At 72.9% G+C, this 21,506-nt stretch carries 25 protein-coding genes and 1 pseudogene; 11 read left to right on the forward strand and 15 right to left on the reverse strand.

From position 1 onward, the window contains the following. Positions 1-193: 193 nt before the first annotated feature. Positions 194-799, forward strand: a complete 606-nt coding sequence (locus tag ACFY0I_RS04080) for a hypothetical protein (protein ID WP_388889824.1) — start codon at positions 194-196, stop codon at positions 797-799. 16 nt (positions 800-815) lie between these two features. On the opposite strand, the gene ACFY0I_RS04085 is transcribed toward ACFY0I_RS04080, so the two are convergent. From ACFY0I_RS04085 to ACFY0I_RS04105, 5 genes are all read right to left on the reverse strand, one after another. Then, positions 816-1,454 carry an ABC transporter permease gene (locus tag ACFY0I_RS04085; RefSeq protein WP_388889827.1) on the reverse strand — a complete coding sequence of 213 codons (639 nt, stop codon included), beginning with the start codon at positions 1,452-1,454 and terminating at the stop codon, positions 816-818. A 221-nt stretch (positions 1,455-1,675) separates the two neighbouring features. Beyond that, the gene (locus ACFY0I_RS04090; protein ID WP_388889829.1) at positions 1,676-3,037 is read right to left on the reverse strand and encodes a carotenoid oxygenase family protein; all 1,362 of its coding nucleotides are present in this window, start codon (positions 3,035-3,037) and stop codon (positions 1,676-1,678) included. 89 nt (positions 3,038-3,126) lie between these two features. Beyond that, complete coding sequence (locus tag ACFY0I_RS04095) at positions 3,127-3,570, reverse strand: SRPBCC family protein (RefSeq protein ID WP_388889831.1); 444 nt, start codon at positions 3,568-3,570, stop codon at positions 3,127-3,129. 54 nt (positions 3,571-3,624) lie between these two features. Then, complete coding sequence (locus ACFY0I_RS04100; protein WP_388889834.1) at positions 3,625-5,211, reverse strand: MFS transporter; 1,587 nt, start codon at positions 5,209-5,211, stop codon at positions 3,625-3,627. A 321-nt stretch (positions 5,212-5,532) separates the two neighbouring features. Continuing rightward, a complete protein-coding gene (locus ACFY0I_RS04105; protein ID WP_388889837.1) occupies positions 5,533-5,952 on the reverse strand; it encodes a DUF4440 domain-containing protein in 420 nt (139 codons plus the stop codon). 130 nt (positions 5,953-6,082) lie between these two features. Between ACFY0I_RS04105 and ACFY0I_RS04110 the strand changes: the two genes are divergently transcribed. Then, on the forward strand, positions 6,083-6,826 hold the full coding sequence (locus ACFY0I_RS04110; protein ID WP_388889839.1) for a beta-glucanase: 744 nt from the start codon (positions 6,083-6,085) through the stop codon (positions 6,824-6,826). Between the two features lie 296 nt (positions 6,827-7,122). Here ACFY0I_RS04110 and ACFY0I_RS04115 read toward each other — a convergent pair whose 3' ends face one another. Together ACFY0I_RS04115 and ACFY0I_RS04120 are read right to left on the reverse strand one after the other, a co-directional pair. After that, positions 7,123-7,785 carry a nucleoside/nucleotide kinase family protein gene (locus ACFY0I_RS04115; RefSeq protein WP_388889842.1) on the reverse strand — a complete coding sequence of 221 codons (663 nt, stop codon included), beginning with the start codon at positions 7,783-7,785 and terminating at the stop codon, positions 7,123-7,125. 79 nt (positions 7,786-7,864) lie between these two features. Next, a complete protein-coding gene (locus ACFY0I_RS04120) occupies positions 7,865-8,158 on the reverse strand; it encodes a DUF6225 family protein (RefSeq protein WP_388889845.1) in 294 nt (97 codons plus the stop codon). 399 nt (positions 8,159-8,557) lie between these two features. On the opposite strand from ACFY0I_RS04120, the gene ACFY0I_RS04125 reads away from it, so the two are divergent. Beyond that, the gene (locus tag ACFY0I_RS04125; protein ID WP_388889848.1) at positions 8,558-9,508 is read left to right on the forward strand and encodes a hypothetical protein; all 951 of its coding nucleotides are present in this window, start codon (positions 8,558-8,560) and stop codon (positions 9,506-9,508) included. Positions 9,509-9,662: 154 nt separating this feature from the next. Here ACFY0I_RS04125 and ACFY0I_RS04130 read toward each other — a convergent pair whose 3' ends face one another. Continuing rightward, positions 9,663-9,830 carry a hypothetical protein gene (locus ACFY0I_RS04130; protein WP_388889851.1) on the reverse strand — a complete coding sequence of 56 codons (168 nt, stop codon included), beginning with the start codon at positions 9,828-9,830 and terminating at the stop codon, positions 9,663-9,665. 266 nt (positions 9,831-10,096) lie between these two features. Between ACFY0I_RS04130 and ACFY0I_RS04135 the strand changes: the two genes are divergently transcribed. From ACFY0I_RS04135 to ACFY0I_RS04145, 3 genes are all read left to right on the forward strand, one after another. Further along, entirely contained in the window at positions 10,097-10,522 is a 426-nt protein-coding gene (locus ACFY0I_RS04135) for a hypothetical protein (RefSeq protein WP_388889854.1), read from the forward strand. A 322-nt stretch (positions 10,523-10,844) separates the two neighbouring features. Continuing rightward, positions 10,845-11,714 carry a D-hexose-6-phosphate mutarotase gene (locus ACFY0I_RS04140; RefSeq protein ID WP_388889857.1) on the forward strand — a complete coding sequence of 290 codons (870 nt, stop codon included), beginning with the start codon at positions 10,845-10,847 and terminating at the stop codon, positions 11,712-11,714. Between the two features lie 59 nt (positions 11,715-11,773). Beyond that, positions 11,774-11,956, forward strand: coding sequence for a hypothetical protein (locus tag ACFY0I_RS04145; protein ID WP_388889860.1), 183 nt, complete (start codon positions 11,774-11,776; stop codon positions 11,954-11,956). Positions 11,957-12,021: 65 nt separating this feature from the next. Here ACFY0I_RS04145 and ACFY0I_RS04150 read toward each other — a convergent pair whose 3' ends face one another. After that, on the reverse strand, positions 12,022-12,282 hold the full coding sequence (locus ACFY0I_RS04150; protein ID WP_388889862.1) for a hypothetical protein: 261 nt from the start codon (positions 12,280-12,282) through the stop codon (positions 12,022-12,024). Between the two features lie 347 nt (positions 12,283-12,629). On the opposite strand from ACFY0I_RS04150, the gene ACFY0I_RS04155 reads away from it, so the two are divergent. After that, a complete protein-coding gene (locus ACFY0I_RS04155) occupies positions 12,630-13,358 on the forward strand; it encodes a hypothetical protein (protein WP_388890653.1) in 729 nt (242 codons plus the stop codon). 353 nt (positions 13,359-13,711) lie between these two features. Further along, on the forward strand, positions 13,712-13,876 hold the full coding sequence (locus tag ACFY0I_RS04160; protein ID WP_362884498.1) for a hypothetical protein: 165 nt from the start codon (positions 13,712-13,714) through the stop codon (positions 13,874-13,876). 51 nt (positions 13,877-13,927) lie between these two features. Here the strand turns inward: ACFY0I_RS04160 and ACFY0I_RS04165 are convergent. From ACFY0I_RS04165 to ACFY0I_RS04175, 3 genes and pseudogenes are all read right to left on the reverse strand, one after another. After that, positions 13,928-14,281 (reverse strand): annotated as a pseudogene (locus ACFY0I_RS04165) (YbaK/EbsC family protein); the annotation flags it as partial. A 23-nt stretch (positions 14,282-14,304) separates the two neighbouring features. After that, positions 14,305-14,748, reverse strand: a complete 444-nt coding sequence (locus ACFY0I_RS04170; protein WP_388889865.1) for a hypothetical protein — start codon at positions 14,746-14,748, stop codon at positions 14,305-14,307. A 49-nt stretch (positions 14,749-14,797) separates the two neighbouring features. Beyond that, positions 14,798-15,592 carry a hypothetical protein gene (locus tag ACFY0I_RS04175; RefSeq protein ID WP_388889867.1) on the reverse strand — a complete coding sequence of 265 codons (795 nt, stop codon included), beginning with the start codon at positions 15,590-15,592 and terminating at the stop codon, positions 14,798-14,800. A 189-nt stretch (positions 15,593-15,781) separates the two neighbouring features. On the opposite strand from ACFY0I_RS04175, the gene ACFY0I_RS04180 reads away from it, so the two are divergent. Together ACFY0I_RS04180 and ACFY0I_RS04185 are read left to right on the forward strand one after the other, a co-directional pair. Continuing rightward, complete coding sequence (locus ACFY0I_RS04180) at positions 15,782-16,063, forward strand: hypothetical protein (RefSeq protein ID WP_388889869.1); 282 nt, start codon at positions 15,782-15,784, stop codon at positions 16,061-16,063. A 179-nt stretch (positions 16,064-16,242) separates the two neighbouring features. Continuing rightward, positions 16,243-17,538 (forward strand): serine hydrolase domain-containing protein, encoded by a 1,296-nt coding sequence (locus ACFY0I_RS04185; RefSeq protein WP_388889872.1) that lies wholly within the window; start codon positions 16,243-16,245, stop codon positions 17,536-17,538. A 51-nt stretch (positions 17,539-17,589) separates the two neighbouring features. Here ACFY0I_RS04185 and ACFY0I_RS04190 read toward each other — a convergent pair whose 3' ends face one another. Both ACFY0I_RS04190 and ACFY0I_RS04195 read right to left on the reverse strand, forming a co-directional pair. Beyond that, complete coding sequence (locus tag ACFY0I_RS04190) at positions 17,590-19,488, reverse strand: potassium channel family protein (protein WP_388890656.1); 1,899 nt, start codon at positions 19,486-19,488, stop codon at positions 17,590-17,592. A gap of 129 nt (positions 19,489-19,617) precedes the next feature. Further along, positions 19,618-20,370: a ribonuclease H gene (locus ACFY0I_RS04195; protein WP_388889875.1), complete on the reverse strand. Its 753-nt coding sequence runs from the start codon at positions 20,368-20,370 to the stop codon at positions 19,618-19,620. 162 nt (positions 20,371-20,532) lie between these two features. On the opposite strand from ACFY0I_RS04195, the gene ACFY0I_RS04200 reads away from it, so the two are divergent. Further along, positions 20,533-21,042 carry a hypothetical protein gene (locus ACFY0I_RS04200; RefSeq protein ID WP_388889878.1) on the forward strand — a complete coding sequence of 170 codons (510 nt, stop codon included), beginning with the start codon at positions 20,533-20,535 and terminating at the stop codon, positions 21,040-21,042. 66 nt (positions 21,043-21,108) lie between these two features. Here the strand turns inward: ACFY0I_RS04200 and ACFY0I_RS04205 are convergent, their stop codons facing one another. Then, positions 21,109-21,486 carry a hypothetical protein gene (locus tag ACFY0I_RS04205; RefSeq protein WP_388889881.1) on the reverse strand — a complete coding sequence of 126 codons (378 nt, stop codon included), beginning with the start codon at positions 21,484-21,486 and terminating at the stop codon, positions 21,109-21,111. Positions 21,487-21,506 lie beyond the last annotated feature (20 nt).

The following is a 21,506-nucleotide window of genomic DNA, read 5'->3' on the forward strand; positions in this document are numbered from 1 at the left end:
ACGCTCACGGGGGGCGAGCGACCGCGTGGCCGGCTTCGGGGGGGGCGGGGGCGGGGGCGCGCGGGGGCGCCGCGTAGGGGACGTTCGTCCACGGAGCGCACCGGAAGGGCGCAGTCCGGCGTACGGTCGACCGACCGACCGGGCCCGCCCGGCGGGGCCGGTCCTCCTCGACGTCCTGACTCGGAGCACGCCGATGCGCCTCTACGCACAGACCCCCGCCCGTCGGAGCCGCCAGGTCCTCGCGGACGTGATCGCCGTGGCACTGATCACCGCCGCGGTGTGGTTCGCCCTGGCCGTCCACGACGCGATCATGATGCTGGCCGAGCCGGGGCGGAGGGTCGAGAGCTCGGGCACCGGCCTCGCGACCGAACTCGGCAACGCCGGCGACGCGGCCTCGAACGTACCGCTCGTGGGCGGGCTCCTGCGCAAGCCGCTCCGGTCCGCGGCCGACGCCAGTACCGGGTTCGCCGAAGCCGGACAGTCGCTCCAGGACGCAGTCGGTCAGGTGGCCGCCCTGACCACGTCGGCCCTGATCATCGTCCCGGTGGCCGTCGTCCTGTTGCTGTGGCTGCCCGCCCGGCTGCGCTGGATCCGGCGCGGCAACGCCGCACGGCGCCTCCGCGACACCCCCGGGGGCACCGACCTGCTCGCCCTGCGCGCCCTCACCGGTCCCCTGGGCGACCTCGCCGCGCTCCCGACACCCGAGGGCGCTCTCGCCGACGCCTGGCGGCGCGGGGACCAGCAGGTCATCGGCGAGCTGGCGGAGGTCGCCCTCAAACGGGCCGGCCTGCGTCCCTGACCGTCGTGGCGCGGGATCACGCGGGCGCGCGCAGGCGCCGGTGTTCGAGCGCCGCGGCGAGGACGTACGCGCCGCCGCCCGCGACGGCGAGCACCCAGTAGAGGCCCGGGGTGGCGAGCGGGAGCGCCGCGGTGGAGATCAGGGCGAGCCAGAGGCCGAGGCCGTAGTGCAGCAGGTCGCGGCGTACGGCGCCTTCGGCGAGATAGAGCAGGCCGACGACGAGTCCCGAACCGGCGGGCCACAGGACGGACTGGAGTTCCGGCTCGTCCGCCAGCGTCGTGAGGCCGGTGACGGCGAGGAACAGGACGGTGAAGGCGGCGATCCAGGCGGCGCCGAGCAGCCGGCCGGAGAGCACCTGCGCGGCGGCGGCCCCCCGTTGGGCCCGCGTGGCGGCGACGGTGGCGAGGACGACGCCGGCCACGAGCCCGCCCCCGAGGAGCACCGGGGGCAGCGCCTCGGGCAGGTCGAGCAAGGGGGCCGAGCCCTCGGAGACGGCGGCGGCGCCGTGACCGAGCACGTAGGCGAACCCGAAGCCGAGGTAGGCGGCCCGGTTGTCGACTTCGCCCGGGCCACGGGCGGGGTGGGGCGTGGACGGGCTCTGGGATGTGGCGTGGACCTCGGTGACGGGCGGCGGGGCGGTTGCGGGGCCGGGCATGGTGGAGACCTCCATCGGGTGCGGCGGGACCGTAAGGCGGTGGGGCGGTGGGGCGGTGGGGCAGGGAGGCGGGGAGGCGGGGAGGCGGGGAGGCAGCGGGGCGGGGAGGTGGTGACGCAGCGGGGCCGCACGTCACGGCCGGCGCCGGACCCGTGGCCCGGCGCCGTCCCGCGTTGCGGTCCGCCGGGGGCGCGGCCCGCGCCGTGCCCCCGGGCGGAGCGTCAGGCTTCGACGCGGTCCAGGTCGCCGTCGGGGATCCAGGAGCCGTGGATGCCGGCGGTGACGCGGCGGGGCAGGTGGACCGTGGCGACCCGGTCGAGGCCGGACGCGTCCAGCACGAGCAACTGGGAGGCGTCCTGCTTGAGGTCGGAAACCACGGTGAGCAGGTAGCCGTCGTCCTCGTTGGTGGCGCCGGCGGCCGGGACGAACACGGCCTCGCTGGGCAACCGGGCGTCACCGATCCGGTGGATGCGACGGGCGCCCGACACCCGGTCGTACTTGACGACTCCGTAACCGCCGTAGCCCTCGTGGTCGGGGAACGACACCGCGTACTGGTAGCGGTGTTCGGAACCGAGGTAGTTCTCGTTGAGCGTCGGGAACTCCACCGCGAGGTCGTCGATGATCTGCTCGTCGACGGTACCGGCCGTCATGTCGATGACCCAACGCCGCGTGTATGAACGCGTGTTGGGCTCGGTACCGCGACCGGGCGCACCGACCCACCAGTTCCAGGACAGCTGGAAGCCCTCCCGGTCGACGGTGGGGCCTTCCAGCACGATGCGGCCCTCGCCGTCCTCGTAGGCGTTGCCGACGTGCAGCATGTTGCCCGGCTCTATGGAGAACCAGCGGATGTGCCGGTGCCCGTCCTCCCCGCGGGGCATGACACCGATGCGGGCCGGCTGGTCGTCACTCCATGCGTAGGGGATGCCGGAGTGCTCCGTGGGCTCGAAGGTGACGTTGCCCTCGACGAAGACGACGTGCCGGCGGGTGAGGGCGAAGTCGTGCTTGAGGGAGGCGGTCGCTCCCGGGATCTCGGCGGTCCGGATGATCGCGCCCTTGGCGTCGGCGACGTGGTAGGTGAGGAAGGGCGGGAACGGCGCGGAACCGAAGAAGTGCAGCTCGCCGGTGCGCGGGTCCTCCTTGGGGTGGGCGGTCATGGCGGTGCGCAGGGTGCCGTTGAAGTCGTAGGCGCCGATGGTGTCGAGGTCCGGGGTGAGCTCGAAGGGGAGGTTGGCCTCGCAGAGGGCGAGCAGGCGTCCGGCGTGTTCGATGACGTGGGTGCCGGCGGTGCTGGCGGTGAGGTCGGGGCCCGTGGCGGTCATGTAGGGGGCGCCGTCGAGGGCGGGGGTGCGGACCCAACGGTTGCGGTACCACTCGGCGCGGCCGTCCCGCAGGCGGATCCCGTGGACCATGCCGCTGCCCTTGAACCAGTGGCTGGGGGTGACACCGGGCTTGGGGTTGTGGCTGTTGCGGATCAGCCGGCCGGTCAGTTCGGGGGGCAGGGTCCCCTCGACGGTGAGTCCGGTGGCGGTGACCTCGTCGGCGACGGGGGTGTAGTGGCCGGTCAGGTAGGGCGCGGTGGTCATGTCGGATCCTCGTGTCTCATCGGCGTTACTGGTGGCTGTGGCTGTGGCTGCGGCGGGAGCAGTGACTGCGGTTGCGGGCGGCATGCGGATCAGGCGGGCTGCTCGGCACGGGCCTTGAGACGGTCGAGCCAGTCCCGCAGGGAGGTCTTCAGGGCGGTGGCGAGTTCGTCGACCGCGGCGTCGACGGGGGCACCGCTCCAGGACTCCTCGGTACGGACGACGACCCCGGCCCCGGACGGCTCGAACGTCCACACGTGGATCCCGACGATGCCCTGGACGGTCCCGCCCCAGACGATCCGCTGCCCGGGAACGAGCTCGCGGATCGTGGAGGTGATGTCCAGCCCGTGGGTGAGCCAGGTGAACCCGGCTCCGACGGCCAACGGGCCGTCGAGCCGGGCCCGGTCGATGCCGGTGTTCCAGAGCGGCCAGCCGTCGATGTCGGTGTGCAGCTCCCAGACGGTGGCGAGCGGGGCTTCGATCGCCGTCGTGAGGCTGACGACGACGGGGGCGGTCGTGTCGATGGTGGTGTGCATGGTGGTCCTTGTCGGTGCTCGGCACGGATCGGGCTGGGGAAGGCGGTTCGGGGGTCAGGCGGCGGGCGTTCGGCCGGCGGACCGGCCCTTTCCGCACGGCACCGCTGCAGGCGTCCCGGGCGGCACCGCCTCGGTCGTCCCGGACGGCGCTGCGGGCCGCGTCCCGGACGGCGCCGCGGGCGAAGGCGCGGGGGCGGGCCCGGACGCCGGGCGGGCGCCGCCGCAATGGCGGGCGGGGCGGGTCAGGGGCAGGGCGAGGAGCGCGGTGGCGGCAAGGATCGCGGCGGAGACCGCGAAGGCCGCCCGGTAGCCCGAGGTGAGGGCCTCCGCCGGGGACTGCCGGAGGGCCGCGTGGGCGGTGACGGATCCGGCCAGGGTGGCGAGGGCGGCGAGGCCGATCACCCCGCCGACCTGGCGGGTGGTGTTCACCAGTCCCCCGGCCAGGCCCGCGTCCTGCCGCGGCACGCCGTCCACGGCGAGCGCGGTGAGTTGGACGAAGCCGATGCTCAGGCCGAGGCCGACCAGGACGCTCGGACCGAGGACGTCGGCGAGGTAGTTCCCGTCCGCACTCATCCGGGACAGCCACAGCAGACCGGCCGCCTCTGCGAGCAGTCCGCCGGTCAGGGTGGCCGTGGCACCGATGCGGCCGGAGAGCCGGGGGGCCAGGACCGCCCCGAGCATGTTGGCGGCGGCGAGCGGGAGTTGTCCCGCCCCGGTGGCCATAGGGCTCATGCCGAGGACCTGCTGTTGGTAGAGCGGCAGGAAGAAGAACAGGGCGATCCACACGGAACCCAGCAACGCCATCAGGACGTTGCCCGCGGCGACGCGACCGGTGGTGAACAGCCGGGGCGGTATCAGGGCGTCCGGCCGCCGGCGCTCGATGAGGGCGAACAGCGCGAGCAGTACGACGGCCCCCAGGAGGGCGGCCAGTACCCAGGCGTCCGTCCAGCCGGCGGCCCGTGCGCTGGTCAGAGCCCAGACCAGGCAGGTCAGGGCGAGCGTGACGGTCACGGTCCCCACCAGGTCGAACCGCCCTGCCGCCCGGTCGGCCGACCGGGGCACGAGCGCCGCGACGGCGGCGAGGACCAGCAGCGTGCCGAGCGCGACGGCGTGGAAGACCCAGGGCCAGCCCCACGCCTGGGTGAGCACCCCGCCCAACAGGACGCCGCTCGCTCCCCCGGCGCCGGAGACGGCGCCCCATACCCCCAGCGCCTTGCCCCGCCCGGGGCCGGGCGGGAAGAGGTCCATCGTCAGGGCCAGCGCGGCGGGGGCGATGGCGGCGGCGCCGGCGCCCTGCACGACGCGGGCGACGATGAGCAGTTCCGGGGAGTCGGCCAGCCCCGCCGTCAGCGAGGCCCCCGCGAACACCGCGAGGCCGGTGATCAGCAGCCGGCGGCGGCCGAGCAGGTCCCCGGCCCGGCCCCCGGCCAGGAGCAGCGCGCCGAAGGCCAGGCTGTAGGCGTTGACCACCCAGGTGGTGCCGCCGTCCGACAGGCCGACCCCGGAACGGATCTGCGGCAGCGCCACGTTCACGATCGAGGTGGCCAGCATCACGGTGAACTGCGCCGCGGCCAGCGCCGCGAGCGCGGCCCCCCGGCGGGGTGGGGCGGCGGGCCCGTCCTTCGTGCGTCCTTGGTTCATGACGCACAGCCTCATGTCGGGTGGTGTCCACCTTCCATGCCCGGCGGCGACGGCGACTGTCCAGTCCTGTCCGCACCTGTTCACCCGACCATCCGGGGCCCTCAGGGTCGAGGGGGGCATTCACCTCGTGGCGGCGCTCCTGGCGGTCCGGCTCCTCGCCCTCCTACCGACCGTGGGCGTCGCCGGCGCGGTCGCGAACGCGAGCGGAGGGCCGTCCGCCGAGCGGGTGATCGCCCCGGCGGCGCCGGCCGACGGCCTGTTCCGCCCATCAGCGTCGAGCTCCCGCACACCGCGTGCTCGACCATCCGCGACCACCGCGTTTCACACGGGGTCTGCCAGGACGTCGTCCCAGGCCATGGAGCTCATCCGCCAGCCGGCGGGCGTCCGGACGAACTGGGTGGTCTTGCGGCCCGTGCCCTCGAACCGCTTCCCGTCGAGGCGACCCGACTTGCGGTACTCGCTGAACCGGTGCGCGATCGACTGGAAGATTTCGGTCCGTTCGTCGACCTCCCATTCCCGGAACTCCGTGAGGGTGCCATCGGTGAGGATCTTCGCCCGGGGTTCGATGAACGCGTCGAGGTCGTAGACGACGGGCTCGCCCCCCACGTTCTTGATGATCATCCCCTGGGGGATGAACACCTCCCGCACCGCTTCCAACCGCGGCCGGCCGCCCCCGGTGTTGTCGAACGCACCGAGGAACGTCCGCATCAATTCGTCGAGTTCACGCTTCACGTCGGACACGCGTGCATCCTCGCGCACCACGTCGAGCACCGGCAACGATCCCGCCGCGAAAGTAGCCCAACGCATCCACCCCATCACTTACCGTGAAAAACGGAGGATGGATTCCGCTCGCCGTGGGCAGAACAGCTTCATGGACACGGACACACCCGGATGGCTGCGGCGCCTCACGCGCCGTCTCACTCCCAAGGGGGGTGGCGGCGGAGCGGCGGCGGTCATCGCACCGCGCCGCGCCCCCGTCTTCACCGCCGACTTCGCCTCCCCCACCCAGTGGATCGCCGGTCGCTCATGGGCGTATCCCGGCGGCGGCCCGGTCAACCCGCGCGACAACAAGCTCGACCACCTCACGGCCGACCCCGCCTACAGCCGCGGCGGCGTCTTCCGGGCGACCCTGCGCCCCGACGGCAACTGGGACAGCGGCCTGCTCACCACCGAGGGCAGCGACGAGGGCTTCATGGTCCGCACGGGCGACGTGCTGGAAGCCCGCGTCAAACTGCCGGTCGAGCGGGGGGCGTGGCCCGCGATCTGGACCTGGCGGGACGGCGGCCAGGAGATCGACGTATTCGAGTACCACCCCGACAACCCGGACCTGCTGGAGCTCTCCAACCACGTACGCGAGGGCCACCGCTACCACCGCGACCCCTCGGTGCGCCCCGGCGGCTGGGTGGACCTGAAGGTCGAGTTCGGCCGCAACTCGGTCGTCTGGTGGGTCAACGGCGCCCGCGTCTTCAGTGACGGCAGGGGTGTGGGCCGTACCTGGCGCGCCTACCTCATCGTCAACCTGTCGGTCTGCGCGGGGCGTTACCACCCCGCCCCGGACCCCTCGGCCACCGAGATGTCGTACGAAGTCTCCCAGCTCAGGGTGTACCGGCGTTAGATCGAGAACGCCGGCCCGGTCGACCGCAACCCGTCGGGCGACCGCTGCCACCAAGCGGTCGACTCCGCCCGGGGAGGCAGTCAGGAAGGGGTCGGGCTCGATCAGCTCCAGTTCCAGCACCAGCACCAGCACCACCGGGGCCCCGTCGGCACCCCGCACGAGGTCGACCCTCGCGCACACCCCGGCGGCGCCGACCGCCGTCGCCGCGGCGGCCGGCGCCGCCGCCGCGAGGTCCGTTCTGCCTGGTCGGGCACGTGCGGGTCAGCTCCATGATCGCATCCGCGGCCGCGTCGGGCTCAGCCGATGTCGACGACCAGGTCGGCGCGCTCGCGGCCGCGAGCGACGAGCCGCGCGTTGGCCTCGTCCGAGCGGGCGACCCAGGAGCGGGCGTGCGCGGGGTCCTTGCCGTGGCGCACGTGACGGTCGACCAGTCGGGCGACGCGCAGGGCCTCGTCGGGCGCGAGGTACCACACCTCGTCGAGGAGCGGCCGAACCCGCGCCCACTCCCCCGCGTCGTGCAACAGGTAGTTCCCCTCGGTGATCACCAACGGCACGGTGGGCGCTACGGGAATGCTCCCGGCGACGGGTTCCTCGATCGTACGGTCGAAGGCCGGGGCGTACACCGTGCTGCCGTCGGCGTCTCGCAGGCGGCGCAGCAGAGCGGCGTAGCCGGCCGCGTCGAAGGTGTCGGGCGCCCCCTTGCGGTCGGCCCGCCCCAGCCGGGCCAGTTCGGCGGCGGCGAGGTGGAAGCCGTCCATCGGTACGACCACCGCGAGGGACGGCCCGAGGTCGGCGGCCAACCGATCGGCCAGGGTCGACTTGCCGGCGCCCGGCGGTCCGGCGATCCCGAGGATCCGCCGGCCGCCCCGGGCCGACAGCGCCCGGGCCCGTTCCGTCAGGTCGTCGGGTTCCGCCGGCTCGGCCCGTTCCGTCGATGCGTGCGGCTCCGTCGTGTCCACCCGCCTCATCCTGCCCGACCCGGGACGGGTTTGCTCCGGGCGGGGCGTGACGGTGTGGGACGGGGGGCAGGCGGGGCGTTCAGTCGACGTCGACGTAGTAGGCACCGGCTCGCGCGTCGGCGAACAGGGTGAACTGCACCGGTGGCACCCCCTCGGGCCCGTTGGCGTCCGTGCTGCGGGTGTCCGTGCTGTGGGTGGTGTCCATCTCGACCGGCTCGGCGTCCACCAGGACGTACTCGCCGTATCCTTCGAAATCTCCGGGCCCGTCCGCGACCCCGATGTGGATCGGGGTTTCGTCGGGCAGGTCAGCGAGGGCGTCACGCAGGCGACCTGCGGTCCATACCTGCGGAGTGTGGTCGAACGTCTCAGCCATGCGCCGAGGTTAGAACCACCGCCCCCCGCGATACCGGTACGCCGCGCCGTGGCCGGTGGGCCCGGCCCCCGGCCGGCGCACACCCTGCCGAAATCCGGTTGCCGCACCCCGTGACCTCAGCTCTGCCGGATCGTTTCTCTTCATGTCGCGCCAGGTGCATGCCCCGCAAACCCCCCGCGGCGTGCGCGACAGGCGAAGGCCATGGGAGCACCATCTCTCCCATGGCCTTCGCGCACGTTCCGGCCGGTGCGGAAGGAGCGTTTCAGCGCCGCTCGTTGCCGGGATGTCGCTTTCCTGGACCCCGATCGGGGCGGATCTTGCCGTGAGCCAACTACAGCCGCTCTGAGGTGAGTACCATCCGGCAGCAACACACCAGGTCTCACAGGAGAGCGAGCCGACATGGCAGACGAGCTGGACACCACGCCCATCCAAAGCCTGTACGCGGAGCGTTTCGCCGCCGATCTGGAGACCAACCGCAAGGAACAGGAGGACCTCTCCTCGCGGATCACGGAGCTCGAAGCACGGCTGAAGCAACTGAAGGCGGACGAGGACTGGCTCTGCGGCGTGCAGGGTGCGACTCCTCCGGCGGGGCTCCTCGCGGGAGCAACCCCGGCGGCCGTGACCGCGGTCCCGCTCCCCGCCGCCGAGGAGACCGCGGCGGCCTCGACCCGGGCCGTTCCCAAGCCCCGTCAGGCGAAGAAGGCGTCGGCCACGGCGCCCCGCGCCCGGAAGGCGGCCCCGGCCAAGAAGCCCTCGGGCGGGGCCACCACGGCGAGGACCGCTACGGCGACGAAGACCAAGCCGGCAACGGCCGCGAAGAGCGCCGCGGTCGCGGCCGCTCCGGCGAAGGCGACCGAGGCCAAGGCGGCCCCCGCGAAGGCCACCTCGACGAAGGCCGCTCCGGAGGCGACCGCCCCCGCGACCGTCGTGAAGACCGCCCCCGCCACCACCGCGAAGGCCGCCCCGGCCAAGGCCGCGAAGGCGGCCGCCGTCAAGGCGGAGAAGGCAGCCACGGCCCCGGCCACGGAGAAGCCGGCCGCGCCGAAGGCCGCCAAGGTCGTCGAACCGCCGCTGCGCGAGCTCGTGCTGGCCCTGCTGACGGGTGCGGCGGAGCCCCGGCTGGTCAGTGAGGTGTCCACCGAGCTGACGGCCGCCCACCCCAGCCGGTCCACCTCCACCCAGGTGGTGCGCAACACCCTGGAGGGCCTCGCCAAGAAGGGGCTCATCGAGAAGGACAACAAGCAGGGTTCGGTGATGTACACCGCTCCCCGGCCCGTGGCGGACCGTCCGGCGCCGGAGGCGCCGAAGGAGGAGAAGACCGCCGGCGCAACGGCAACGTCCGAGGCCTGATCGGTCGGGCCTGCGGCCCGCCACCACGCACCACCCATCACGCACCACCCGCGCACCGCACCCACCACACCGCCCGCACCGTGCACGCCGCTCCGACGGCCGCACGGGCGGGCGGTCGGTCGTTCAGGGGGTTTGCCGGTGCACCCGGGCTTCCTCAGCGTGCCCACCCGTGCGGGTCGTCGGTACGGGGCGGGGCCGGCGGTTCGGCGGTGCGGTCGGTGTCATCGTCCGCGTCCAGGCCTTGCAGACCGGGAAAACGGTAGGGGTCGAGCGCCCATTTCGGCGTTCGGGACGAGAGTGCGTACGTCGGTGCGGTGGTCATCGAACCTCCCGAGATCGTCACTGAACGTCAGGACTCATCACTCTCCGCATGTGGTTGCGCAGGGGGTTCCCTTCCACCCGAACGCCCCCAATGACATCTCGTCACATCGCGGTTCGACCCCCGCACGAAAGGTCCTGACGGGCCGTCGAGGGGGCACAGGGGTGAAGACGTTTCCATCATGACAGGTCAGACGGCATTTTCGTAGGACGAACGGCACAGGCGATTGCCCTTGTTTGGGTACCTGTGCGGCTTTCAGAATCATCGTCATGGATCACACGGCGCACATCAATCACGACGCAGTCCTCCGGGCCAGGGTGGCCCTCCTCGCATCGGGGACCCTGCCGGTACGCCGGCAGGTCGCCGCCTACCGCGTCCTCGTCCAGGTGAGTCCGCTCGCGTACCTGCCCCGGCTGGTGGAGGCCTTGTACGCATACAGCTCCCAGGAGTTCTGGGACCGGCCCGGTATAGCGCTCGCCCTGCGCACCGAGGGCCTGTCCGCCGCACGCAGGATGTGCGCTCTGGAACAGGGGTGGGAGGAACTGCTCGCGACGGCGCTCGCCGGGTACGGGGAGCAGTTGGCCCTGATGGGCCGGGGTGAGGAAGCCGCCGGCGCGGACGAGGAGATCAGATCCCTCGGGTTCGACCCCCGGGCCGTACTGGCGGCGTTGAAGCGCCCGCGCGGCGTCGTGTGAATCCGGTCGGCGGTCCTGGCGCCGGGTGCCGGGACCGCCCGCATGAACGGACCCCTCGGACGCAGGCGCGGCCACCGCCCCGTCCTGTGCAGTGGCTCGACGAGGCGCTCGCCCCGGCGGCCGTGACGACGCCCGGCCACCCGGCTCGTGCCGCGCTCTTCGACGCGGTGCGGGCCGACCGCGCCGGCCCGTGGCCCTCCAGCGGCCCAGTCGTACAACCCGGCCTCCTCGCCGACGCGGTCACTCTCCCGACACGATCGGCTGCGGGTCCGCGCGCGGCGCCGGTTTGACGGGGCGGGCGTCCGTTCTGAAGAGTCACCGCATGAACGAGAACTTCCTCGCCCTCCCCGTCGCCGAACAGCTGACGCCTTCCGTCAGCCTGCGCCGGATCGGAGAGCTCCCCCTGCTCGTCGTCGACCACCCCGAGGTGCGCGGCGCCGTCACCCTCCAGGGTGCGCAGGTCGTCGGCTGGCAGCCCACCGGGGCCGAGCCCGGGTTGTGGCTGAGCGAGAAGACGGAGTGGACCGAGGGGAAGGCCGTACGGGGCGGGGTTCCGCTCTGCTGGCCGTGGTTCGGACCGGCCGGCAGCCCCTCGCACGGGTTCGCCCGGACCACCCGGTGGGAGCTCGACGCGTACGAGGAGTCCGCCGACGGCGTGCGGCTGACCCTGGGCCTGCGGGACTCCGAGCAGACCCGCGCGCTGTGGCCGCACGCGTTCACGCTGGTCGCCCGGATCGTGCTCGGCGCGACCTGCGACATCGAACTGGAGGCGCACGGCGACTACGAGACCACCGCCGCCCTGCACACCTACCTCCGGATCGGTGACATCGGGGCGGTGGGCATCACCGACCTGGGAGAGCGGTACACCGACAACCTGCTCCACGCGCGGGGCACGGCGGAGAAGGAACTGCGGCCCGTCGGCCGCGTCGAACGGGTCTACACCGAGCCGGTCGACGTCTCCCTGGTCCAGGACGAGGGGCTGAGCCGCACGATCGAGGTGCGCCACCGGAACCAGAGCGACGTCGTGGTCTGGAATCCCGGCCCCGAGCTCTCGCACACGATGGCGGACCTCACCGACGACGGCTACCGGCAATTCGTCTGCGTGGAGACGGCCCGCCTCGCGCGCCCCCTGGTCAGCGCCCCGGACAACCCCGCGGTGCTGGCGGTCGCCCTGCGCACGCGGGCCCGTTAGCCGGGTCGCCGAGTGCCGTGCGGTGTGACGTGCGGGGGCCGTGCGCCGTTGTTCGGGGCATGGACGAATTGCTGGACGTGCTGCTCGACGGTGTGACCGAGCCGCGCCTGAAACTGATCAGCGGGGACGAGGCCCGGGCCCTGATGGTGCTCCTCTGCGTGCTGGAGGACGACCGGCAGACCGAGGAGGTCCGCAGAGCGGCGGGAGAGATGCGCTCCCGCCTGGTGACCCGCCTGGCCTGAGGCCGGGCGGAGGACTGAGGGACCGGCCGGCGGGGCCGGTCCCTGCGTCGTTCGGTGGGCGCCCGCTACGGGTTGAGGCGGGTGTTGACCAGGTACCGGGCCTGCTCGGACAGCTCCTCCCGCCGTGCGTCCTCCGCCACCAGCCGCAACTCCCCCTGGAGGGCCAGCTCGGTACGCAGCACCGTGCTCCGCGGCACCGGTACCCGTTGACCGGGCTTCTCGGTGAACGGCTGGAGCTCGGCGGCCAACGCCTGGGCGTCGTCCGAGGTTCCGCGGCGCAGCGAGAGGAACACCCGGGAGAGCCAGTCGGCCGGGATCTTCACCATGAAATCGTCCATGGAGAGACAACGGCTCAAGATCCCGGCCCGTCACGGCATTCCACCCGTTCCGGGGGCCGGGAGACGGGTACGGCCGCCAGTAGCATGCGGGTGCTCGACAGGACGGTGCGGCAGGGGTGGAGAACATGAGCATGTACACGGGCGGCGGATACCACGGTCCTCCGGAGGGCCGGGGCGGCGGACCGCCCCCGCGGCCCGGTCGGACGCCGGCGCCCGCCGCGCCACCGGTACCGCCGCAGGGATACCCGTACCCGCCCGCGGGCCCGTATCCGGGCCACTACCCGTACGCTCCTGTCCCGCCGTCCCCGGTGGGGCCGACGCGGTTCCAGAACTTGGTGCGGTTCGTCTTCAACCCGCTGTACGCCGCCCAACGCGTGTTCCGGCCCTCCCGTCCCGACGCGGTCTTCGACCCCTTGGTGCGCAAGCTCCAGCTCTGGCGGACGCTGCTCGGCGCCGCCGCGTGGCTCGCGTTGACGTTCACCTACTCGGCGGTCGCCAGTGCCCAGGACGTCGGGGCCGTCGCAAGTGACCGCTTCGGGCAGAGCTGGGACAGCGTGCTCGTACTGGCCTGCACCTTCCCGGTCGTGGTCGGCTCCTTCGCGGCCGCCGCCCGGGGCCCCGTACGTCGCCTCTACCTGCGGCGCGCCCTGCGCTCGCTCGGAGCCGTCCTGGCGCTGATGGCCGCCATGGGCAGCGCGGTGCTCGTGGTGGCACCGGAGACGCAGGGGCTGCGCGACGTGGTGGGACTCCCGGGCAAGATCGCCATGGGGGTGATGTTCCTGTGGGCGCTCGGGTTCTCCGTGTACGGCATCGGGCTCTCGCTCGTCCACGTCTTCCGCACCGCGGACATCCACGAGCTGGTGCCGCCGATCCTGGCCACCCTGCTCGTGTGGGAGATGGCGGTCCTCGACCTGGTCAACGGCACCTACGACCAGGTACCGCCGGCGGCCCGCCTGGCTTTCGTCATGGGCGCGCCGGTCACGGTGACGGCCCTGTCCGTCTGGGAGGCGTACCGGCTGCGCCGCTACCACGGCATGTCCGTGCGCCGCGCCCTGCGGCCCTGAGGACCGTCGCGCCACGGCTTGCGCGTGCGGGATCGCCCTTGTGCTCTCCGGACTGCCCTTCGAGCTGCCGAAGGCTTCGCGCGGCGCCAAGGTGACGTGCGCGATGAACAGCGGGTTCCCGCCGAACACAGGCCGGTGGAGCGCGCCCTGAGCGTGCCGGGCCGGGAAGGCGCCGGACCTGCTCGCCCCCGGTGGAAAGGCCCTCGCGCCACGCCCGTCGCGCGGTTCGGTGGCCGGTCCGAAGCCCTTCCGCGTCCATCGGGGGCGGTCTTCGTTCCGCCGCCGGGAGGGCGCACCCCTACACTTGTGCCCGCCCGGCCGAAGGCGCCGGCTTCAGGGGAGCGAAGTCCGAAGTGAGCAGCATCAGCAGCGACGCGCCGATCTACGACCAGCTCATACGGGAGCGGGGCGATGTACCGGGCCAGGTCCGGCGGGAGGCCGAGGAGATCCACCGGGCCCTCGCCCAGGTGATGGCCCGCCGAGCCCCGGCGGGCATGCCGACCTGGCGGACGTCCTAGGGCGGCGCGGCCCGTCCGGAAAGTCCCGTTCGGCCGAGGGGGTGGTGACGCTCACCGGCCGTCCGCACCCGTGCCCACGGCGAGGCCGGCGACCAGTTCGGCGCCGGGCAGCCGCGCGAAGAACCGTCCCGGGACGATGAGCTTGCCGCGGCGGCTGCCGCTGCCGACAAGCACGTGGGGCAGTTCGGCGACGGCAGGATCCACCAGGAGCGGCCAGTCCGCGGGCAGGCCCAGCGGAGTGATCCCGCCGTACTCCATGCCGGTCAGATCCACGGCGGTCGCCGTGGGGCCGAAGGACACGTTCCGGGCCCCCAGGTGGCGCCGGACGGAGCCGTTGACGTCGACACGGGTGCCGGAGAGCACCAGGCAGGCGGCCAGGGTCGTCCCGCCTCCGAGCCTCATCGCCGGGCCGTACCGGGACCCGGGGGTCAGGGGGCTCCGGGAGCGGACAGCAGGTCGGTGACCAGGCAGGTGGTCTTGCGGCCCGCGTGTTGTTTGATCAGGCCTTCCTTCGCCGCGCCGCGGACGGCCACCGTGGTGGTGTCGGGGCCCGCGGGGGTCAGGGTCACGGTGACCACCACCGGGTTCATTCCCGCGAACCCGCCTCCGACGAGCGCCCTGAGCACGGACCCGGCGCCCGGGCCGCCCGGATCGGGGGTGGTGTCCAGGAGACGGCCGACGCGGGCCAGCGTCGCGCCGGCGTGCCTCGCCGCCCGGTCCAGGGGCAGTCCCAGGCTCAGCGTGGTTTCGTGGACGTCCTTGCGCAGGTACCGCGCCGCCAGCCCGGCCCCGAACCGTCCGCCGGATCCGCCGCCCATGGCACCCGCCGCGCCCAGCGCGTCCGCGAGTATCCGGTCCTCGTCGTTCACCATCGCGTCAGGGTACCGGTCGGTCCCGGTTCCTCGGGAGTTACGCCGGGGTTCAGTACGCCGTGGGCCACTGCACGATCCAGGTGGCGTCCTCGGGGTCGACGTGGTCCCGGTCGGCGAGGCTGCGGTCGAGGAGTTCGGCGCGCCGCTCGTCCAGCGCCGCGAGCTCGGGGTGCGTCGACGAACGGCAGTACGTGCGGAGCCTGTCGGTCCGGGACGGTCGCGGACGTATCGCCCGCCACGCCCTGGGCAGCGCCACCAGCAGGAGTACCGTCGCGGCGGCGAGCAGGGCCGCCGCCCAGTCGGCCGGGCTCCGCGGGACGGACTCCGTCAATCCCGCCGTCAGGAAGCTCCCGGCGCCCAGCGCGAAGACCACGAACAGCGCGGACAGGCAGGACAGCGGTTCCCTCTCGTGCCGCACGACCCCGCGCGGCAATGTTTCCTCGTACGCCCGGTAGAAGGCGGCACCGACCGGGAGGCGTTCTGCTTGCCGGAGGACGTGGCCGAGGGCGGCGGGCTCCCCGTGCCGCCGTACGACCTCCAGCAGGTCCTCCACGAGCGGGTGGCCGGGCGGCCGTTCGAGGTCGCAGGCGTGCGGGGTCAGTCGGACCACCCCGTCGTCGTCGAGCAGGATCAGCCCCTCGTTCAGGAGGGCGGCCGCCGCGGCCCGTTCGGAGGATCCGGGATGGGCCTTCATGTGGGCCCAGTACGGATCGAAGTCGGCCGCGGCGAAGCGTGCGTACGCCCTGCGGTTGGCCAGTCGACGCCCCACCCACAGCATCCCGAGACCCGCATAGGGGATCAGGAGGACGGTCAAGGAGATCTTGATGAGGGTGAGTTGGTGCACGGCCCGAGGCTAGGTCGCGGCCCGCGTCGGCGTCGAACGGTTTGCCCGGCCCCGCCGTCGCGGGGCCGGTGCGTGACGGGGAGGAGTGTGAGCCGAACGAGGGCTCCTCGACCGGGCGACCGACCGGGTTGGGCCGGCCGGGGGGCCGCTCGCTGCAAGCTGGGGGCAACCCACGAAAGGACCTGTCCCATGGCGAACGTGCGGCGCATCGTCGACGTCGAGACGCGTGAGATCGAAGTCTTCGAACTCACCATGGACGAGCAGGGGCCGGCGCAGATGCGCGCCGACCCCGAGGGGTACGTGCGAAGGGTGCTCGCGGACGACATCGACCACATCAACGGCGTGTCCTTCGACGTGCACGTGCTCGCCGAGCTGAGCAAGGCCACGGCCGTCTCCGGCGGCCCGTACGTGGTGCACCACACCGTCAGCGGGAAGTGGGAGTCCTGGGTGGAGGTGACCAACCCCAAGTAGGGGCGGTGTCGGGCGACTCGGTCAGCCGGGTCCCTCGGGGTCGCCGTTCCGTCTCGCCGGTGATCTTTCGTAAGCTCGTGATCGGCCCGTCCGCCGACCGAGCCTTCCGGCATGCGGTCCGGCGGTCCCGGGACCTCCCACAGATATCGACCGAGTCGAGGAACAACGTGCTCCTGCCCATGAACCGACGCCTGGCCGCCGGTGCCGCCCTGCTGGCCGTCGTCGCCGGTGTCGCTCCGGCCACCGCCGCCCATGCCGCTCCGGCCACGGCCCAGAGCCCGGCCGCCGAGGCCGCGCAGGCCTCCAAGTCCGGGCTTCCCGCGCCCGATCTGGAGGCTCTCCTCCAGGCATTGCAGAACACGACCGCCCAGGGCGCCCCGGGCGCGCTGGCCCGCATCGGTGGGGTCGACGGCGTGCAGAGCAGGACGGTCGGTGTGCGCGACAAGACCACCGGCGCGGCCATGGACACCCGGGCCCGGTTCCGGATCGGCAGTGTCACCAAGACCTTCTCCAGTGTCGTGCTGCTCCAGTTGGTCGACGAGAAGCAGATCGAGCTGGACACGTCGGTCAACCACTACCTGCCCGGGCTGCTGCCGGACGACCGGATCACCGTGCGCCACCTGCTGACGCACCGCAGTGGCCTGGCGGACTACACGAACGCCATGTTCAACGAGACCGTCCCCGGTTTCGAAGCCGTGCGGAACAAGCAGTTCGGCTACCAGGACCTGGTGACGCTCTCGCTGAGCGAGCCGCGCACCACCGAGCCCGGCGTGTCGTACAAGTACTCGAACGCCAACTTCGTGGTCGTCGGCATGCTCATCGAGAAGGCCACGGGGCGTCCGGTCGCGAAGGAGTACGAGCGCCGGATCATCAAGCCGCTGAAGCTCCGCGACACCTCGTACGTGCACCCGGGCACGGAGATCAAGGGGCTGCACACCCGCGGCTACCTCACCCCGGACGCGGAGGGCGCGCCGCTGGTGGATTCGACGGAACAGACCGTGTCCTGGGCGCAGTCGGCCGGCGCGATGATCTCGAACCCCGCCGACCTCAGCACGTTCATGTCCGCGCTGATGACCGGCAGGCTGCTGTCGTCCCGGTCGTTGGACGCGATGCTCACCGTGACGCCCACCGACGCGACCAACACCCGCTTCTACGGGCTCGGTCTGCGCCGCTACGACCTCTCCTGCGGCACCTCGGTGTACGGGCACACCGGCACCGTGCAGGGCTTCTACACCTACGCCTTCGCCACCCGTGACGGCAAGCGCAGCCTCACCGCGATGGCCAACACCTCGAACCGCGGGGTGGCGAACACCGCGCTCGGCGGAACGCTCGAAGCGGCGTTCTGCGGCAAGAAGCCGGTCGAGGCCACCGCGCGCGGCTTCTCCTCCGCCACGAACGACGCGTCCGCGCCGGGCCGCTCGGCCGTGACGGTCGCGCCGGCCGAGGTGGACCTGCCGGAGCGCAACGCCCGCTGATCCCGGGCCCCTGATCCCGGGCCGCCGTGACCGTGACCGTGCCGGTCACGGTCACGGCGGCCCCATCGGTGGGACGGGAGCGTTCGTGCGGCCGAGGAGTTCGGCCAGCCCGCGTCGGGTGGCGGCCAGGACCACGCGGTCCTCGGGTCGCAGGACGTAGCCGGGGTGCAGGTCCCACACCAGTCCCGGACCCGCGACGGAGCCCTCGCGCGGGATGGAGCCGAGGTCGGGTCGGCGCTCGTGCGGGGAGGCGGTGTCGAGGGCGATCACCCGCCAGGCCCCGGGGCGGAAGGACTCGGCGACCGTCCGGCCTTCGAGTTGCGGGCTGCCGGCCACGTCGACGGCGGCGAAGAGCAGGACCCTGCGCTCGACCGGTATGGCGCCGAGGATCTGCCGGCCCATCATCGCTCCGGCGAAGGCGGGAGCGGCGAGGTGGGTGACGCTGCGGCTGCGGGTCAGGGCGGCCGGGTGGGCGGTGCGCAGGGTGCGGTAGACGGCGGTCGCGAAGTCGTCCTCGTACAGGCGCAGCACGGCCCGCAGGTCGGGTTTGACGCCGCGGGCGTAGAGGGCGGCCTCCAGGTTGGTGGTGTCGGAGCTGGTGAGGGCCAGCAGGGCGTGTGCCCGGTGGATGCGGGCTGCTTCCAGGACCCCCTCGTCGGTGACGTCACCGAGGACGACCGGGACGCGCAGCCGGCGGGCCAGGGCCAGGCCCCGCGCCTGCGGGTCGGACTCGACGCACACGACGGGGATGCCCAGTTCCCGCAGCCGGGCGAGCACCCGGGTGCCGATCTTGCCCAGTCCGAGGAGCACCACGTGCCCGGAGAGGCCGCGCGGGGGTCGCCGTAGCGCGGTGGCGGTACGGAACGCGCCCAGGGCTTCCATGGCGGCGGCGACCAGGACCGGGAGCAGCAGCAGGCCGACGAACCCGGCGAGGATCTGCAGGACCTGACGGACGGTCGAATCACCCACCGCCGGGTCGTTGATCGCGAAGATGTCGAGCAGGGTGATGTACGCGGCGTGCAGCGGGTGGTCGCCGGTGGCGATCCAGGAACCGACGGCGAGGGCCGCGACGGCCGCCGTGATGCCGGCCAGGGACCAGCGCAGCCGGCGGGAGAACAGGGACGCGACCGGGAGCGTGGCGGCGCTGAGCCGGGCCGCGGGACGGCCGGGCCGGGTGTGGGAGACGGCTTCGAGGGCGACGGTGGCGCGTCCGGTGGCGGCGGCCACGGCGCGGTCGTCGGGGAGCAGTTGGAGTCCGCGTTCGCCTCCGAGGACGGAGCTTTCGCTGCCGGCCGGGTCGGTGGTGGTCGCGGACAGCAGGGCCAGGGTGCACAGCCCCGGGTCGGCCACCTCGCCCCGTCCCGGGGGCGTACGCTCCACCGCGCGCAGCAGCAGGCCGTCCGCCTGGATGACCTTGCTGGTGCCCGCGACGGCGCTGGCCGCCAGCGCGGGAGCGGCGGTGTCCGCGTCGGACAGCACGGTCGTCGCGGAGTCCGGATCGCGGGTCTCGGCGCCCGGGCCGGCGACGATGGCCGCCTGGTCCAGGAGTTCCTCCAGGTGCTGGCCGAGCTTGCGGTTGTACAGCCGGATCACCAGGCGCAGCCCGGGGTTGAGGCGCCGGGCCACGAGAGCCGCTCGGATGTTGCGGTCGTCGTCCTCGTAGACGAGCGCCAGGGCGGCCGCCCCGGCGGTACCCACCGCGGCCAGGACCTCCTCGTCCGGTTCGGCCGCCTCCACGATCCGCGGTCCGTCGGGGCTCCGCTCCCCCGTCGGCGCCCGGAAGGTCCGGGCGGGCTGGACGCGTCCGAAGAGCCCCCACCACGCCGGCCGCCCCACCGCGAGGGGGCGTTCGGCGGCGGGCGGGACCACGAGCGTCACCTGCTCCCCGTACACCTCGCCGAGTTCGGCGGCGAGCCTGCGGGCCAGGCCGTCGTCACCGCACACCACCATCCGGCCCGTGGTGTGCGGAACGTGAACCTGCTGCGGCGGAATCGGCTGCGGCGGAGTCTGCATCAGCACAGGATGCCCTGTGCCCGGGCGGCCGGTCCGCGCGGGACCGGTCGCCGAAGGGCCTGATGGTCAGGCCGAGTTGCCGTCCTGCGCGGAGGCGGCGCACGCCTCGTGGCCCCAGCGCTTGCCGTGCTTGGCGATCATCTCCCCCGCCGCGTAGGGCTGTCCGCACGGGCAGGTTCCCGGGAACTTGGCCTTGATGGGCCGGGACGTTCCGTTCTTCGCCTTGTTGGCGGAGCCGGAGCCGGAGCCGGATGCCGCGCCTGATGCGGAGCCGGATCCGAACGCCTTGGCGGTCCGGTTGCCGCGGGCCGGGGCGCCGGTCACCGGAGCCGGGACGGGGAACTCCGCCGTTCCCAGGGCGGTGCCGGCGGCCTGCTGGCTGACCGCCGCATCGCTGGCGGCCTGGTCGGCGATCGCGTTCAGGTGATCGCCGTCCTCCCGGTGGGCGGGGACGTACAGGAAGGTCACGTCGCGTTCCGTCAGCAGCCGGTCGATCTCCTCGACCAGTTCGCGGTTGGCGACGGCCTTGCCCGCGGAGGTCTTCCACCCGTTGCGCTTCCATCCGGGCAGCCACTGGGTGACGGCCTTCATGGCGTATTGGGAGTCCATGCGGATCTGCACCGGCGTTCCCGGCACGAGCGCCTCCAACAGCTTTTGGAGCGCGGTCAGTTCACCGACGTTGTTGGTGGCGCGCCCCAGCGCGCCGGATTCCCAGCGCTCGGGGCGCCCCTCGGCGTCCGCGATGACCCAGGCCCATCCGGCAGGTCCGGGGTTTCCCTTGGACGCCCCGTCGCAGGCGGCAATGATGCGTTCAGACATTCCCCGATCATGCCTCACCGCCACACCCGGCGGGGCCCGGACCCCGCCGCGGGGTCCGTCGGACGGCGGGGCTACGGTCACGGCCATGAGAATGCGTTCCGGTGGATGCCGGCGAACGGAGGGGGCCCGATGAGAGTCGGCAGGAGGGGCGCTCCGTCACACGTGGGCATCGCCGTGGGGGTCGGTCTGCTCCTGCTCACCGGCTGCTCGTCGACGGACGAGGCCGACGTCCGCTACGCGAGTGCGTACGGGTACCACCCGCCGCTGGCCGTGGTCGGCTACCCCAGCACGGGAACGCTGGGCGTCACCCAGGAACTGGTCTGGGGGCTCGCCGAGGGGGATCCCGACGGGGCGGCGTCGCTGGCCGGGGACAAGGCGGACACCCCGGCGGCGAAGGCGACGGCCGAGAACTGGGTCGAGGCGTTCGGCGACGGGGCTCGCGGACAGGTCACGGCGGACTTCTACGACGAGGGCTCCAAGCGGCAGTTGGTCGTGCTGTACTTCCACAAGACCCAGCAGGTCAAGGCGGTCATGGTCGGAATCTGGGGGAACGCCAGGAAGGGCGGCTGGTGCGTGATCATGGACGAGCCCGACCCGGGCGAAGCCGCGGCGACGCCGCTGCCCTGGATCCCGGCGAAACCCGGTGGCGTGGGGTCGAAGACGCCACTGTGATCGGGCCGGTGACGGCCCCGGCGGCCGACGACACCCCTGGGGGAGGAGCCGTCGGCCGCCGGCCGGTCAGTAGGTGTAGCTCACGCCCGACTTGTACGGCGTCAGGGTGCGCTGACCGACGACGCCGCGGTAGGTGTACCAACCCCACTTCTTGCACATCACCTGGTAGCTCAGGGTGTTGTGGGCACCGGACCCCACGCGTACGCGCGGGTAGATGACGTTGTCGCCCCAGTCACCCCCGGCCGGGCCGCTCGAATAGGCGTCCACCCCCCAGTACACGCCGACGACGGACCCGCCGCCGGGGCAGTTCCAGCTGCCGAAGTTGACCCAGACGTTCCCCCCTGTCCACGCACTGGCCGGAGCGGCGGTGAGCCCGACGACCCCCATCGCCATCAGCGAACCGACCAGGACCGAGCGGCTCTTCCGGAGCAGCGATCCACGCATGAAACCTCCCCTGTGCGGCC

The sequence above is a fragment of the Streptomyces sp. NPDC001568 genome (genome assembly GCF_042893755.1).
GTDB lineage: Bacteria > Actinomycetota > Actinomycetes > Streptomycetales > Streptomycetaceae > Streptomyces.

Coding starts and splice junctions, on each gene's coding strand:
- ACFY0I_RS04120 (WP_388889845.1), bottom strand. CDS start 8,158: ATGGCTGAGACGTTCGACCACACTCCGCAGGTATGGACCGCAGGTCGC.
- ACFY0I_RS04190 (WP_388890656.1), bottom strand. CDS start 19,488: ATGGTGGTGTGCGGTGACGACGGCCTGGCCCGCAGGCTCGCCGCCGAA.
- ACFY0I_RS04130 (WP_388889851.1), bottom strand. CDS start 9,830: ATGACCACCGCACCGACGTACGCACTCTCGTCCCGAACGCCGAAATGG.
- ACFY0I_RS04140 (WP_388889857.1), top strand. CDS start 10,845: ATGAACGAGAACTTCCTCGCCCTCCCCGTCGCCGAACAGCTGACGCCT.
- ACFY0I_RS04080 (WP_388889824.1), top strand. CDS start 194: ATGCGCCTCTACGCACAGACCCCCGCCCGTCGGAGCCGCCAGGTCCTC.
- ACFY0I_RS04135 (WP_388889854.1), top strand. CDS start 10,097: ATGGATCACACGGCGCACATCAATCACGACGCAGTCCTCCGGGCCAGG.
- ACFY0I_RS04090 (WP_388889829.1), bottom strand. CDS start 3,037: ATGACCACCGCGCCCTACCTGACCGGCCACTACACCCCCGTCGCCGAC.
- ACFY0I_RS04185 (WP_388889872.1), top strand. CDS start 16,243: ATGAACCGACGCCTGGCCGCCGGTGCCGCCCTGCTGGCCGTCGTCGCC.
- ACFY0I_RS04125 (WP_388889848.1), top strand. CDS start 8,558: ATGGCAGACGAGCTGGACACCACGCCCATCCAAAGCCTGTACGCGGAG.
- ACFY0I_RS04100 (WP_388889834.1), bottom strand. CDS start 5,211: ATGAACCAAGGACGCACGAAGGACGGGCCCGCCGCCCCACCCCGCCGG.
- ACFY0I_RS04195 (WP_388889875.1), bottom strand. CDS start 20,370: ATGTCTGAACGCATCATTGCCGCCTGCGACGGGGCGTCCAAGGGAAAC.
- ACFY0I_RS04110 (WP_388889839.1), top strand. CDS start 6,083: ATGGACACGGACACACCCGGATGGCTGCGGCGCCTCACGCGCCGTCTC.
- ACFY0I_RS04095 (WP_388889831.1), bottom strand. CDS start 3,570: ATGCACACCACCATCGACACGACCGCCCCCGTCGTCGTCAGCCTCACG.
- ACFY0I_RS04180 (WP_388889869.1), top strand. CDS start 15,782: ATGGCGAACGTGCGGCGCATCGTCGACGTCGAGACGCGTGAGATCGAA.
- ACFY0I_RS04170 (WP_388889865.1), bottom strand. CDS start 14,748: ATGGTGAACGACGAGGACCGGATACTCGCGGACGCGCTGGGCGCGGCG.
- ACFY0I_RS04085 (WP_388889827.1), bottom strand. CDS start 1,454: ATGCCCGGCCCCGCAACCGCCCCGCCGCCCGTCACCGAGGTCCACGCC.
- ACFY0I_RS04150 (WP_388889862.1), bottom strand. CDS start 12,282: ATGGTGAAGATCCCGGCCGACTGGCTCTCCCGGGTGTTCCTCTCGCTG.
- ACFY0I_RS04145 (WP_388889860.1), top strand. CDS start 11,774: ATGGACGAATTGCTGGACGTGCTGCTCGACGGTGTGACCGAGCCGCGC.
- ACFY0I_RS04205 (WP_388889881.1), bottom strand. CDS start 21,486: ATGCGTGGATCGCTGCTCCGGAAGAGCCGCTCGGTCCTGGTCGGTTCG.